Annotated in this window: 14 protein-coding genes; 8 read left to right on the top strand and 6 right to left on the bottom strand. The window is 61.4% G+C overall.

Annotated features, from left to right (window positions below):
- Positions 1-246: 246 nt before the first annotated feature.
- A complete protein-coding gene (locus tag CHR90_RS19580; RefSeq protein WP_094406713.1) occupies positions 247-1,728 on the top strand; it encodes a M23 family metallopeptidase in 1,482 nt (493 codons plus the stop codon).
- Positions 1,729-1,762: 34 nt separating this feature from the next.
- Positions 1,763-2,146, top strand: a complete 384-nt coding sequence (locus CHR90_RS00715; RefSeq protein WP_229671467.1) for a bactofilin family protein — start codon at positions 1,763-1,765, stop codon at positions 2,144-2,146.
- Here CHR90_RS00715 and CHR90_RS00710 read toward each other — a convergent pair whose 3' ends face one another.
- Complete coding sequence (locus tag CHR90_RS00710) at positions 2,147-2,587, bottom strand: antibiotic biosynthesis monooxygenase family protein (RefSeq protein WP_170941238.1); 441 nt, start codon at positions 2,585-2,587, stop codon at positions 2,147-2,149.
- A gap of 96 nt (positions 2,588-2,683) precedes the next feature.
- Here CHR90_RS00710 and CHR90_RS00705 point away from each other — a divergent pair, with 96 nt between their 5' ends.
- Complete coding sequence (locus CHR90_RS00705; RefSeq protein ID WP_094406707.1) at positions 2,684-3,121, top strand: MarR family winged helix-turn-helix transcriptional regulator; 438 nt, start codon at positions 2,684-2,686, stop codon at positions 3,119-3,121.
- A gap of 6 nt (positions 3,122-3,127) precedes the next feature.
- Here the strand turns inward: CHR90_RS00705 and CHR90_RS00700 are convergent, their stop codons facing one another.
- Both CHR90_RS00700 and CHR90_RS00695 read right to left on the bottom strand, forming a co-directional pair.
- Entirely contained in the window at positions 3,128-3,844 is a 717-nt protein-coding gene (locus CHR90_RS00700; protein WP_212668575.1) for a haloacid dehalogenase type II, read from the bottom strand.
- An 11-nt stretch (positions 3,845-3,855) separates the two neighbouring features.
- Positions 3,856-6,111, bottom strand: a complete 2,256-nt coding sequence (locus tag CHR90_RS00695) for a lytic transglycosylase domain-containing protein (protein ID WP_094406705.1) — start codon at positions 6,109-6,111, stop codon at positions 3,856-3,858.
- 154 nt (positions 6,112-6,265) lie between these two features.
- Here CHR90_RS00695 and dapA point away from each other — a divergent pair, with 154 nt between their 5' ends.
- The 3 genes from dapA to CHR90_RS00680 are packed head-to-tail and all read left to right on the top strand — an operon-like array spanning position 6,266 to position 7,968.
- Positions 6,266-7,168, top strand: coding sequence for a 4-hydroxy-tetrahydrodipicolinate synthase (gene dapA, locus CHR90_RS00690; protein ID WP_229671466.1), 903 nt, complete (start codon positions 6,266-6,268; stop codon positions 7,166-7,168).
- Positions 7,168-7,632, top strand: coding sequence for an SsrA-binding protein SmpB (smpB, locus tag CHR90_RS00685; protein WP_094406701.1), 465 nt, complete (start codon positions 7,168-7,170; stop codon positions 7,630-7,632). Before dapA ends, smpB begins: the two co-directional genes overlap by 1 nt.
- Before the next feature lie 9 nt (positions 7,633-7,641).
- Positions 7,642-7,968 (top strand): YnfA family protein, encoded by a 327-nt coding sequence (locus CHR90_RS00680; protein ID WP_094406699.1) that lies wholly within the window; start codon positions 7,642-7,644, stop codon positions 7,966-7,968.
- Here CHR90_RS00680 and CHR90_RS00675 read toward each other — a convergent pair.
- Positions 7,965-9,230, bottom strand: a complete 1,266-nt coding sequence (locus tag CHR90_RS00675) for an MFS transporter (RefSeq protein ID WP_094406697.1) — start codon at positions 9,228-9,230, stop codon at positions 7,965-7,967. The genes CHR90_RS00680 and CHR90_RS00675 overlap by 4 nt on opposite strands.
- 3 nt (positions 9,231-9,233) lie before the next feature.
- Positions 9,234-10,379, bottom strand: a complete 1,146-nt coding sequence (rnd, locus tag CHR90_RS00670) for a ribonuclease D (RefSeq protein ID WP_373283823.1) — start codon at positions 10,377-10,379, stop codon at positions 9,234-9,236.
- Between the two features lie 111 nt (positions 10,380-10,490).
- On the opposite strand from rnd, the gene aspS reads away from it, so the two are divergent.
- Positions 10,491-12,290 carry an aspartate--tRNA ligase gene (aspS, locus tag CHR90_RS00665; protein WP_094406747.1) on the top strand — a complete coding sequence of 600 codons (1,800 nt, stop codon included), beginning with the start codon at positions 10,491-10,493 and terminating at the stop codon, positions 12,288-12,290.
- A complete protein-coding gene (gene acpS, locus CHR90_RS00660) occupies positions 12,290-12,688 on the top strand; it encodes a holo-ACP synthase (RefSeq protein ID WP_094406695.1) in 399 nt (132 codons plus the stop codon). The genes aspS and acpS overlap by 1 nt, the downstream gene beginning before the upstream one ends.
- Here acpS and CHR90_RS19360 read toward each other — a convergent pair.
- A partial coding sequence (locus tag CHR90_RS19360; RefSeq protein WP_170941236.1) for a beta strand repeat-containing protein occupies positions 12,685-13,962 on the bottom strand: 1,278 nt, incomplete at its 5' end. The genes acpS and CHR90_RS19360 overlap by 4 nt on opposite strands.

Raw genomic sequence — 13,962 nt, 5'->3', positions numbered from 1 at the left:
TGAAATGCGGAAATATCGAAAAAAATCTGCCCCAGCTTCGACCAAACTTGTTGCCGGGGGGGGGCGCTTCAAGTACCAAAGACTCCGCGTAATGTCTCCCGAGATTTGTCTCGAACTTATCACAAATATAAAAGACATACGCTGAAGCGAGAGGCTTCCGATCCCACCGTCCGAAAGTGACGGTTTAACCAAGGCGGGTTTTTCCAGGGGTACTCCCTGGCTGCCGGACAGGGAGATGAGCGTTTGATGCAGTCTGCGGATATCCGGCAGCCGATTGGCGAACGTTTAAAGAGCTTGGCCCGCCGTTGGTTTCCCGAACGGCAGATCGTGATCCGCGAAGGCGTTTCCGTCCGGGCGCTGACACTTTCGACCCGGATGCAAACCTGCACGGCGGCAGGGGTTTTGGTTTTTGGGGTTTGGGCGCTCGTCGGCAGTATCGGCTATGGCTATCAATCCTATAAAGTCGATAAAAAGAACGCCGAAATCGAACGTACCCGCATCGCCTACCATGAATTAATCGAAGAAGTTTCAAGCCAGCACGGTAAATTCCTGTCGATCACCAAAGATTTGAATTATTATCGCTCCTATTTATTAACATTAATCGAACAGAACGAAGGTCTGCGGAACGATCTGGCCTCCATCCACAATCGACTTGAGGATTCGGAGACTGAAAAGGAACGTTATGCCTCGGCGGAAGATGCCCTGCGCAAGCAACTGCATAATCTCGAAAGCGAATTGACTAACCTGTCGGAACGCAACGATTTACTGCAAACCGACGTGTCGGTCATGCGCTCCCGGGTTGTTTCTACCGAAGACGAGCGCCGCCGCGCCGCCGCCGCGCGTGCCGCCATTGATCGCAATATCGCCCGCTTGGAAGGCGAATTGCTGATGGCGCAGAACCGCACGGTCGAGCTTGAGAAGATTTTGGTGCAAAAGCAGCAGGTGGTTGATCAAGCCCAGGCCGGCCGCCGCCAAGCGGTTGCCGAGCGGGATGCTGCGGTCGAAAAGGCAAATCAGATCGAGACGCATATGGCGTCGCTAACCCAGCAGCAGCAGCAAGCGCTCAGCAAGTTGCAGGAACGCACCCAGGGGGCCTTGCAGAAGGTCGAGGCGGTATTCGCGGCGGCGGGGGTCGATCCCAAGCGCCTCGCACCGATCTTCAATGGGCGCGATGGCCGCGGTGCACGCGGCGGTCCCTTCGTTCCCTGGTCGGAGCAGGTGAAGGGCCTAGCCCCGGAAGTGCAGGGCAAGAGCACTGAACTTGGCACCGCACTGGAAAAGCTGGAAGTGCTGCGTCCCGTGCTGACCTCGCTACCGATGGCCGTGCCGGTGAAGGCCGATTATGCCGTCATGTCGGGCTTCGGCTACCGCCGCGACCCGTTCAACGGACGGGCGGCACTGCACGAAGGGCTTGATCTTCAGGCCGCATTGCGCACGCCTATTCGGCCAGGGGCACCCGGCAAGGTTGTTTTTGCCGGTTGGCACCCGCAATATGGCCGTCTGGTCGAAGTCGATCACGGGTATTCTATCCGCACGCGCTACGCGCACATGGATGAATTAAGCGTGACGGACGGCCAGGAAGTTGACCGGAACACGGTTCTCGGCCTGATGGGCCGCTCGGGCCGCGCGTCGGGTATTCATCTGCATTACGAAGTGGTGGTCAATGGCCGCCCGTTGGACCCCGCTAATTTCATGAAGGCTGCGAGCAATGTTCTCAAGATCAAATAGCCGCCGTGAAACCGAAACCGCGCCCAAGGGGGCAATGGGGGTTCCATCAATCCTATCGACCGATTTTACCGTGACCGGCAATGTCACGTCGTCGGGCGAAGTGCATCTCGACGGGACGGTCGAGGGCGATATTGATGCACGGGTGCTGACGGTCGGCGATAGCGCGCTGGTGCGTGGCAATATTTCGGCCGAAACCGTGCGCGTGTCGGGCAGTGTGACCGGCACGATCCGGGCGAAGGAAGTTATCTTGACCCGGACCGCCCGCATTACCGGCGATATTCATCACGATATTCTATCGATGGAAGCCGGGGCGCGGCTCGAAGGCATGTGCCGCCGCTTGGCATCGCTGCTGGAAACCAAGGACAGTGAGGAGGCTGCCGGCCGCTTGCTCCTGACCCAACAGGAAACCGCTGCCTGATTACGGGAAACTAAGCGGCCCTTGCGTCGGTTCGGCGGTATAAATCCGGCGGAACCCCTGTTGTTTCATCGTCTTGGCGATGGCGAGAAAATCATCGGAGCGCATGGCGGCGCGAAAATCTTGAAGGCTCCGCCATTCTGCCCGATTGAGCCAGAGCCGCGAGGCGCCAACCGCCCGGTGCAGGGTTGTGGTCACAAACCCCGGCTTGCGCCGCAGCACATCTGCCGCCGCCGTCCAGCGGGTGTGGAAATCGGCCGCGTCTTCCGGGGCGACGTCGAACAGATTGATCAGAACAATCGGCCCCGTTTCCTCGGCTTTCAGTTGATCGATAAAGGTGGTTCCGTCTGACCCTTCGCGCTCTGACAACACGAGTCCCTCGGCTCGTGCAACCGTGCCTAAGGTCAGGGCGAGAAGGGGGGCCAAGAGAAGTTTTCGTCGCATGTCGTCCATCCTTTCGTTTAGAAGCGATGCGGTAACTATCCCATATGAATAGCGTGCTATTCAATTGGTGTGAGTGATTCAGAAAGATTGCCTGCTATGCATTTTGAGAAGGACACATCCGCCGGGTATCTGGTCAATCACCTAGCCCGGCTGTTCGGCATTGCCCTGTCCGAGCGGTTGAAGCCGCTCAATCTAGCGCCGGCGCAGTTCATGGTGCTGCTGGTTCTTTGGCGCGAGGCGGGCCTTAGTCAGCGCCAGTTGGTTGAGCGCCTAAGCGTCGAACAGGCGACGATGGCCAATACCCTGGGCCGGATGGAGCGGGATGGGCTGATCGAACGCCGCCCCCATCCCCAAGATGGACGGGTGCAGCTTATTTTTCCAACCGCTCGGGCGGTCGCGCTGGAAGCCGCAGCGACGGATGCGGCAGCGCGCGTCAATGCCGCTGCGTTGGCTGGGCTGGACGCACCAGAAATCGCCGCTTTCCTGGCAAGCCTGCGCCGCGTAATGGCCAATCTTCAGACGGCGCTGGATTGAGCCATTTTAGCGCGGCAAGCGCAGTAAACCGACGAGATTACTCAGGCTGGTCAAGGTTGCCGTCGGTTGAAGGCCTAATTCCTCAATCGGCAGACCGTTACGGTTGATCCAGACCGTGCGCAGCCCATAGGCGGTTGCCCCCGCGACATCCCACCCATTGGCGGAGACGAACAGCACTCGTTCTGGCGGTACGTCCAGCCGTTGCACGGCATGGCGATAGACCGATGGATCGGGCTTATAGCAGCCGGTCGATTCGACCGAGAGCAAGAGATCGATCAGCGGTGTCACCCCCGCCGCATCGCCCGCCGCATGCAGCATGGTTGGCGTCCCGTTCGACAGAATGGCGGTGCGGAAGCCGTTTTCCCGCAGTAACCGCAGGGTCTGCACGGCATCGGGGAAAGCATCTAGCGTCAGGAACGTATCGAGGAGATCTTGGCGCAGCCCGGCATCGGCGGGAAACTTCAAAGCCCCAAGGGCATAATCCAGCGATTCTTCGGTAATCTGCCAGAAATCGCAGTAGCGGTTCATCAGACTGCGCAGCCAGGAATACTCAAGCTGGCGCCGCCGCCATAGGCCGATGAGTTCGGCGCCCTTCTCGCCCAACCGTGGCCCCATGCGCTGGACGGGCGAAGCGATATCGAACAGGGTGCCGTATGCATCGAAAACGCAGGCGGTGATCGTGCAAAACGGGTCGATGGCGGGGCTGGTGGCGGGGTCGGTCATTCGGGATGGGATCAAGGCAGGCGGCCGGGAAGCGGCCCGCATTCGCTGAGGCACCAAGCCGATAGGATCGTGGCGGCTGGATGCGGTTGAGGGGCGGTCAGGCGCAGACGGTCACGGTAAACCGCGACGCCTTCTAAAACGCGCTGAACGTAATTGCGGGTTTCGGTGAAGGGGATTTGCTCAATCCAGGTTAGCCAACCTTCAAGGTCGGTGCCGGGATCGCCATAGTCGCGCAGCCACTGGCGCACGCGCCCGGGACCGGCATTGTAGGAGGCGATGGCCAGCGCGTAATCACCGTTAAACTGGTCAAGCACGGTCGCCAGATAGGCTTGCCCCAGTTGCACATTATAGCCCGGTTCGGCGGTCAGGCGGCTGTCGCTATGGGCGAGACCGAGGCGCCCGGCGACCTGCTTGGCCGTCGCGGGCATAAGCTGCATCAACCCGCGCGCACCAACCCGGCTGACGGCGGTAGGGGAATAATTGCTTTCCTGGCGGATAATGGCATGGACCAGCGCCGGTTCGGGCGACTCTTGCAGCACTTGCGGCAGGATCGGATAACCGCTCTCAGGCAGCAGCGTGCCATCGCGATAGACGCGGCGGGCGATCAAGACGGCGGTTTCGGTCCGCCCGAGGCTGGCGGCAAGCTGGGCTGCCCCCTCCGCGCGCTCTAGCCCACCTTCCGCCAGACGAAACAGGAAGGGGTCCGACTTCTCCGGCAGACCGATTTCAGACAGGCGGCGGACGATGCGGGCGAGTTCGAGGGAATTGAACCTCTGCTTCTCCGCCCCGGTTAAAATCGTCTCGGGCGGCAGACGCCCTGGCACATTGTCGCCGATCAGCGCGGTTGCTAATTGACCGTAGAAGGACGCCGGGAAGGCGGCGGCACGCATCAGCCATTGCTTGGCCTCGTCCGGCCGGTTCAGCGCCAGGGCGGCGCGGGCAGACCAGAAGGCCCCACGCGATTGGCTGGGCGGCGTCTTACTATTGTTCAGCAGCGCCTGAAAGTGACTGAAAGCGGTTTCCGGCTGTTTGTGCCAGCGCAGGGCAATCAGACCACTTAAAAACTCCGCCTCGGCAAATTCCGCTGATCCGGGGGGAAGCCCGTGGGCGGCGGCGACGCGATAGGCTGTTTCGGCATCGCCTTCGCGCAGCAGGCGACGGGCTTGGAGATCGCGTTCGGTCCACCATTGGTCCGGGCGCAAGCTACCGTCGACCTTGACGGAGAGAAGCGCCCGGGCGGCCTCGTCTTTCCCGGCGCGGCGCAGGGCGCGGATTGCATCGAAAATAACACCCGAATCGCGGGCCACGGTTTTGTCGAGCCGCGCCAGCACGGTTTCGGGATCGGTGCCGCTCCGGATCGATAGGCGCGCGCTGATGGCGGCTTGATCTGGCGGGGCGAGGCGGGGCAGCAGGCGTTGCGCCGTATCATTGCCGTCGCGCGCTAGGGCGCGGTCGGCGCGGGTCCGGTGATCGTCCGGGCGCAGAATCTCGGCGTAGCGGGCCGCGAACGCAGCTTCTTCGACCGGCGAGAAACTATCTTCCGCCCAGGAGCGCCGCACCCAACTCGCTGAATCCGCCGCGCGCCCGACGACGGCGAGGCCATCGGCGTAACGCTGGCGGCCTTCCCGGCTTTGCGGCGGGTTGGCGTCGAACCATTGCACGACGAAACTATCAGACGGTTCCGTCAGCAGAAAATCTTCGGCCCTGCGGCGCAATTGCGCCTGGCCCGGCCACTCGGGATGATCTTTTAGAAAGCCGGCAACATCCTCGAACCCGCTGCCGCCCAGGCCTTTTACCAGCGCTGCCCATTTCAGCACTTTATCGAGCAACGGATCGGTGGAGGGGGGCGGGGTCGTCGGGAGCGGCTTGCCCGCATCAAGGCCGAGGAAGGCGGCGCGATAATAGGCGTCAGCACTATTGGCAACGGCGGATTTCGCGGCGGCGGCCCCGGTCAAGGCGGCGGCGCCTGCCCCGGCGGCTTTGACTTTGGTTGGGACCAAAGGTTTCGCGGCCGGTTTCGATTTACCGTCGCCAGCGGGTTTTGGCGCCGTTTTGGCTTTCGCATCGGTCGCCGGTTTCACGGGCGCCGGTTTGGCCGCAACCGGTTTTGCCGGGGATTGTTTGGTTTGCGGGGCCGGGGCGGTTGCCTGGCTAACCCCAGGCAAACTGCCGAGCAGCAGGGCCATCATACCCGCGCCCATGCCCAGCGTGCGCACGAGCGACAAGGGGCTGCGGGGGGCGGTGGACCGGTTCCGTAAGACGATCATGAGCGCGAGTGTATGCGCGCCCCGAAGCTGGGGCAAGAGCCGCGCGTGGCCCCGGCCCCCTCTATGCAGCCGGATCGTGCCGGAAGGCTTGTCTTCTGCCCGCGCGCGCGGCTAGTGTCGCGGAACCCATAGTGGTCAACCAAGGATACAGAAAATGTCGGTGTCAGGCACTCAGATGCAGAAGTTTCACGGGTCGATGGTCGCGCTGCTTACCCCGTTCAAAGACGGGAAAGTGGACGAGGCCGCGTTCCAGAAACTGTGCGCCTGGCAGATCGAGCAGGGCACCGATGCCCTGGTTCCGGTCGGCACCACCGGCGAATCGCCGACGCTGAGCCATACCGAACATAAGCGCGTGGTCGAACTCTGCCTGGAAGTCGCCAAGGGCAAGGTGCCGGTGATCGCCGGGGCCGGGTCGAACTCGACCGAAGAAGCCGTCGATTTTATCCGCCACGCTGAAAAGGCCGGGGCGGAAGGGGCGCTGGTCGTCACGCCCTATTACAATAAGCCCAGCCAGGAAGGCCTGTATCTGCACTTCAAGGCGGTGCATGACGCGGCGGACCTGCCGGTCTTCATTTACAATATTCCCGGCCGGTCGGTTGTGGATATGACGCCGGAAACCATGGGCCGTCTTGCCGAACTGCCGCGCATCGTCGGGGTGAAGGATGCAACGGCGGACCTCGTGCGCCCGCTGCGCCAGACGCTGACCTGCGGCAAGCGCTTCATCCAGCTTTCGGGCGAGGATGCGACCGCGCTGGCGCATCTGGTGCAGGGCGGCGTCGGCTGCATTTCGGTCACGGCCAATATCGCGCCGGGCCTGATCGCCCAGATGCACGATGCCTGGGTGGCGGGCGATCTGAAAAAAGCGATGGAAATCAACGAGCGCCTCTATCCGGTGCATGAAGCGATGTTCTGCGAAACCAGCCCGGCGCCGGTGAAATATGCCGCCTCGCTGCTCGGTCTCGGCGCAGCAGACTGCCGCCTGCCCATCGCACCGCTGTCGGCGGCGGGGCGGGCAAAGGTGGAAGCTGCTTTGAAGCAGGCAGGGCTGCTCGGCTAATGGCACCCCGCCCTGGCGATAGGTACGCGGCGCTCAACCGCCGCGCGACCTTCGATTACTTCATCGAACAGCGGATCGAATGCGGTCTGGTGCTGATGGGCAGCGAGGTGAAATCCATTCGCCAGGGGCACGCCAGCATCAACGAAGCCCATGCCCAGCAGATGGCTGGGGAAATCTGGCTGTTCAACGCCCATGTCCCCACCTACAAGCAGGCGCGGGAAAACCACGAAGAACGCCGCCCGCGCAAGCTGCTATTGCACGGGAAAGAGCGCAATAAGCTGATCGGGGCGATTAAGCGCGAGGGCATCGCCTTGATCCCTATCGGCCTCTACTTCAACGACCGGGGCATCGCCAAACTTGAACTCGGCATCGCCAAGGGGAAGAAGAAGCAGGATAAGCGGGCGAGCGAAAAAGAACGCGATTGGGGTCGGGAGAAAGCCCGCGTCATGCGCGGCGAGAAGTAACCCGGTCCCATGAAGACCCTGGCCCTCTATATCATTGCAGCCGCCGCCGAAATCGGCGGCTGCTTTGCTTTTTGGGCCTGGTGGCGGCTGGATAAATCGGCGCTGTGGCTGCTGCCGGGCGTTGGGTTGTTGATCCTATTCGCCGGAGCCTTGGCCCTGGTCGAGCAGGCAGCGGCGGGCCGAACTTTCGCGGCCTATGGCGGCATCTATATTCTGGCGTCGCTTGCCTGGCTTTGGGGTATCGAAGGCGTCCGCCCCGTGTTGACCGATTGGGCCGGGGCGGGTCTCTGCCTTACCGGGGTGGTGGTTATCCTGCTCGGGGCGCCGAAAGGCTAAGCCTGCTGCGCCGTCCGCGCCAGGGGCAGGGCGAGCAGCAGCAGGCTACCGCCGAGGATCAGCAGAAAATCCGGCACGCTCAGCGCCAGCATCGGCAGAACGGCGGTGCCTGCGGTGCCGACGGCCATCATCAACGCATTGATAATATTATTGGTGGCAACGGCGCGGGCGCGGGCTTCTGGCGCGGCGCGGGCTTGCAGCAGCGTATAGAGCGGCACGGTATAGATCCCGCCCGCGACCGCCAGCAGCGCGAAATCGCCGATCAACCGCCAGTTGCCGGGCGCGGCGAGGAACGCGGGCAGGGGGGTGAGCGCCCCACCGGCGGGGGTCCCCGGTAGTGCCAACCAAAGGTCGGCACAGGCCAGGGCCATCCCAAGCGCGCCAATCCCAACCGGCCAAGATTTGACATCGCCGCGCAGTAACCGCCCGCAAATCCCGGCACCAACGCCGATGCCGATGGAAAACAGCGCCAGGAAGAAAGTTACCACCTGCTCATCGGCGCCGATCCGGTTGCGCACCAGTCCGGGCAGTTGCGCGAGCAGAACCGCGCCGAGCATCCAAAACCAGGAAATACCCAGCACGGTGCGGCGCAGGGCGGGGGAGGCCAGGGTATCGCGGCAGACCGCCCAAGTGTCGGCCAGGATATTCCAGCGCAGCGGCAAATCAGGCTTTAGCGCCGGGGTGGGCGGCAAGGCCCGGCAGGCGAGCCACGCCAGCACGGCGATACCAAGCCCGGTCAGCCCGGCGATCCAGGGGCCATTGTCCAGCCGTACCAATTCCGCCCCCATAATCGTCCCGATCAGAATGGCGACGAAGGTGGTGGCGGCAAACAGCGCATTGCCGCGTGCAAGATCGTCCGGCGGCAGCAGTTCGGGCAGCAGCGAGAATTTGAGCGGACTGAAGAACGTCGAGAGGATACCCATGCCGATCAGCGCCGCAAATAAGAGCGGGACCGACCCCAAGACCAGCCCGGCGAGACCGAGCAGCAGGGCAGGTACCTCAATCAGCCTAACCCAGCGCGTCAGCATCGCCTTAGGTTTCCGGTCGGCGAGCGTCCCGGCGAAAGCGGAGGCCAGGAAATAGGGCAGCACGAACAGCGCCGTCGCCAACCCCGCTAGGGCCTGGGCTTTATCCGGGTCGGGCTCCAGCCGATAGACCACCAGAATCGCCAGCGCGTTCTTGAACAGATTATCGTTCAGCGCCCCCAGGAACTGGGCAATGAACAGTGGCAGAAAACGCCGGTCGCCAAGCAGCTTGAGCATCGGTTAGAGCCGGATAATCCGAATAGCGTCGCCCTTAACCGTTAGCGCCAACTCGCCGCGCTTTAATGCCAGCGCATCATTGCCGAACACCTCCCGCCGCCAACCGGCGAGGGCGTGGATGGCGGGTTCGTCCTCCACCGCCAGGATTTCGAGATCGGCGCTGGTCGCGATCAGCTTTTGCGCCACATCGTGCGTGTCGCATTTGGCTTTCAGCAGCACCTTCAGAAGCTCGATCAACGCCGTGCGACCGCCAGGAATGTCGGCCTTATCGGGAAGCGAGGGAAGATCGGCTTCCGGCAGCGCGTTGGCGCGTTCGACGGCGGCGAGAATGGCTTGCCCGACCGACCCTTCAGCCATGCCCTTCGTGAGTGCCCGCATGCGACCGAGATCATTGGCCGATTTGGGGGCATTGGCGGCGGCTTCCAGCAGCGCCTCGTCCTTCAGCAGGCGCTGACGGGGGATATTCTTGCGCTGGGCTTCCGCCTCGCGCCAAGCCGCCAGTTCCTTCAAGATGCCCAGGAAGCGCCGATTATTCGTGCGCGGGCGCAGGCGCTGCCACGCGGCGTCCGGGTCGGTCTGATAGGTCTTAAGGTCGGTGAGGATGGCCATTTCCTCCTGCACCCAAGCCTCGCGCTCGGCCTTAGCGATGCGCTTGCTGAGTTTCTCGTAAATCACCCGCAGGTGCGTTACGTCCGACAGCGCATAGGAAAGCTGCTTATCGGTCAGGGGCCGCGCCGACCAATCGGTAAAGCGCGAGCTTTTATCGATCCGCGCGCCCGCCAGCTTGCCCGCCAGCGTCTCGTAACTCGCGCTTTCGCCAAAACCGCACACCATGGCCGCCACCTGACTATCCCAAATCGGGGCGGGGACTTTGCCAGTCAGGTTGACGAAGATTTCCAAATCCTGCCGGGCGGCGTGGAACACCTTCAGCACGGCGGGATTGGCGAGAAGATCGAACAACGGGGTTAGGTCGATGCCCTCGGCCAGCGGATCAATCGCGGCGGCGACCGACGCTCCCGCGACTTGCACGAGGCAAAGCTGCGGCCAATAGGTCTTATCCCGGATAAACTCGGTATCGACCGTCACATAGGCTTCTTCGGCAAGGCTGGCACAGAGGGCCGCAAGGGCGGCAGAGTCTTGGATCATCATAGCTGCCGCTATAACACAGAGTCGCAAGTCAGCCTAGCCGACCCTTGACATTCGACCCCAAAGCGTGTGGCTTTGCCGCCTATTCTGATTTATCCGCTGGGAAGTTTCTTCATGCACGCCTATCGCACGCATACTTGCAACGCTTTGACCCGCGCCGAAACCGGCCAGACCGTGCGCCTTTCGGGCTGGGTGCATCGCAAGCGCGATCATGGGCAGTTGCTGTTCATCGACCTGCGCGACCATTACGGCATTACTCAGTTGGTCATCGATAGCGCCGCGCCCTTCTTTGAGGCCGCCAGCGCCGTGCGCGTGGAGAGCGTTATCACCGTGGTTGGCACGGTGGTTGACCGGAGCGCCGAAACCGTCAATTCCGGCCTGCCGACCGGCGAGATTGAAGTGCAGGTGACGGAGTATAACCTGCAATCGACCGCCGAGGTGCTGCCGCTGCAGGTAAATTCCGACGCCGAATTCCCGGAAGATACGCGCTTGCGGTACCGCTTCCTCGATCTGCGGCGCGAGCGTATTCACAAGAACATTGTCCTGCGCTCCAACGTCATCGCTAGCCTGCGCCGCCGGATGATCGAGCAGGGGTTCACCGAGTTCCAAACGCCGATCCTCACCTCCTCTTCCCCTGAAGGGGCGCGCGACTTCCTGGTGCCCGCCCGTATGCATCCGGGCCGCTTCTACGCCCTGCCGCAGGCACCGCAGCAGTTTAAGCAGTTGCTGATGGTCGCGGGCTTCGACCGCTACTTTCAGATCGCCCCCTGCTTCCGCGATGAAGACGCCCGTGCCGATCGTAGCCCCGGTGAATTCTACCAGCTCGATTTCGAAATGAGCTTCGTAACCCAGGAAGACGTGTTCGCCGCCATCGAACCGGTGCTGCACGGGGTGTTCGAGGAATTTTCCAACGGTAAGGTGGTCACGCCCTATCCGTTCCAGCGCATCGCCTACGAAGAATCGATGCTGAAATATGGGTCGGACAAGCCGGACCTGCGCAACCCGATCATCATTGCCGATGTGACGGAGGTTTTCACCCGCGAGGATGTGACCTTCAACGCCTTCAAGAACATGGTGGCGGGCGGCGCCGTCGTGCGCGCCATTCCGGCGCCGCAAGTGTCGGAACAGCCGCGCAGCTTCTTCGATAAGCTCAACGATTGGGCGAAGGGTGAAGGCCATCCGGGCCTCGGCTATATCCTGTGGGATAAGAACGGCGAGGCCAAAGGCCCCATCGCCAAGTTCATCGGGCCGGACGCGTTGAAGCTGCTGGCGGAAAAATCTGGCGTGCAGCCGGGTGATGCGCTGTTCTTCGTCTGCAATAAGAAGCTGGTGGCGGAAAAATTCGCCGGCCAAGCCCGTAAGCGCCTGGGCGAAGAGCTGAACCTGATCGACCCGGGCATCTTCCATTTCTGCTGGATCGTCGATTTCCCGATGTACGAGCTGAACGAAGAAACCGGCCAGATCGACTTTAGCCACAACCCCTTCTCCATGCCGCAGGGCGGGCTGGAGGCTTTGCTGACCAAAGACCCGCTGACGATCAACGCCTATCAGTATGATATCGTATGCAACGGCATCGAGCTGTCGTCGGGCGCCATCCGCAACCATCTGCCGGAAATCATGTATAAGGCGTTCGAAATCGCCGGGTACAAGAATGAGGAGGTGGAAGCGCGCTTCGGCGGGATGCTCAACGCCTTCAAGTTCGGCGCGCCGCCGCACGGCGGCTCGGCCCCGGGCGTTGACCGTATGGTCATGCTGCTGGCTGACGAGCCGAATATCCGCGAAGTCGTCTGCTTCCCGATGAACCAGAAGGCGGAAGATTTGCTGATGCAGGCCCCCAGCCCGGTCGACCCGGCGCGGCTTAAGGAACTGTCGATCAAAATCGATATTCCGTTGACGAAGCAGGCTAAGAGCTGATGATCCTGGGGATCGGCAACGATCTCTGCGACATCCGCCGCATCGAACGGTCGCTGGAGAGATTCGGCGACCGTTTTCGCGACCGGGTGTTCGCGCCGGAAGAGCAGGCAAAGGCCGAACGCCGCGCCCATCCCGCCGCCACCTACGCCAAACGCTTCGCAGCAAAAGAAGCCTGCGCCAAAGCCCTCGGCACGGGGTTCCGCCACGGGGTGTTCTGGCGCGATATGGTGGTGATCAACCTGCCCAGCGGCCGCCCGACCTTGCGCCTCACGGGCGGGGCGCTCGAACGATTAAAGGCGATCACCCCCGAAGGGATGACCGCCGAAATTCACCTGACGCTGACGGACGAAGTGCCGCTGGCCCAGGCGATTGTGATGATCGTCGCGGTGCCTGCTTAGATCAGCGTGACCTGGGAGATATCGGTGATACCGGTCACGGTCAGTACGTTGGCCGCGTCGATGGTGGCGACGAGATAGCCTGCTGAGAAGTCGAGGGTAGCGGCGGGGTCGATGTCGAGGATGAGGGCGCCGACTGCGCCGCTCACACTGTCCAGACCGCCGGTGTAGATGAGCGTGAGAGTTGGGGCGCTTCCGATGTAAATGTTATCGTCCCCGAGGCCTGCACTGACCGTGCTCATCCCGTTACCGACATAGATACTGTCATTTCCAGCGCCAGTGGTAATATCGCTTGTCGTTGTGTAACCGAAACCCAAGGCGTCGGAATATACCGTGTTATTGCCGTCGCCGGCATTAATAACAACGGAGCCGCTGCCGGTTTGGATGATGTCATTGCCGCTGCCACTTGTAACCGTAGCGCCAACGGTTGAGTAATAACCATAGAACTGGTTGTTGCCATCTCCTAGGGTAACATCATAGGTGTTTGCGGACTGTAGGGCGTCATTATTGGCAACATAATCATCGCCGCTTCCGGCGGTGACGGTCATATTGGAAGCCGTTCCAAAGATGAGAGAGTTGTTGCCGCTCCCGAGATCAATGGTGTGGGTTCCCACCCCGACGGAGACGATGTCATCGCCACCAGAGACAGTGATATGAGCATCGCCAGCGCCGATGTGAATATTATCCTGACTGTTGCCGGTTTGGATGACGTGAGTACCATTACCGAAGCTGATGGTGACGGTATCCGTAGCGATACCGGTAGCAGTTACAGTCTTATTGCCATCATACCCGGAAATATTGTCTGACCCGGCGCCCGAAATAATCGTATCTGTACCATTCCCAGTCGTTATTGTATCGTTGCCGTTACCGGTTCCAATATCGTTCACCGTGGTAAACCCAAACACTAGGGCATCCGCATCCACCCGGTTATTACCGGCTCCAGCCCGAATAAAATTAGAACCGCTGCCGGTCTGGATGATGTCATTACCGCTGCCACTCGTAACTGTAGCGCCAACGGTTGAGTAATAACCATAGAACTGGTTGTTACCGTTTCCAAGGGTGATGTTATAGGTGTTTGCGGACTGTAGGGCGTCATTATTGGCAACATAATCATCGCCGCTTCCGGCGGTGACGGTCATATTGGAAGCCGTTCCAAAGATGAGAGAGTTGTTGCCGCTCCCGAGATCAATGGTGTGGGTTCCCACCCCGACGGAGACGATGTCATCGCCACCAGAGACAGTGATATGAGCATCGCCAGCGCCGATGTGAATATTATC

The sequence above is a fragment of the Elstera cyanobacteriorum genome (assembly GCF_002251735.1).
GTDB lineage: Bacteria > Pseudomonadota > Alphaproteobacteria > Elsterales > Elsteraceae > Elstera > Elstera cyanobacteriorum.
The sequence above is the reverse complement of the archived record's forward strand: the minus strand, read 5'-3'. Positions and strand labels throughout refer to the sequence as shown.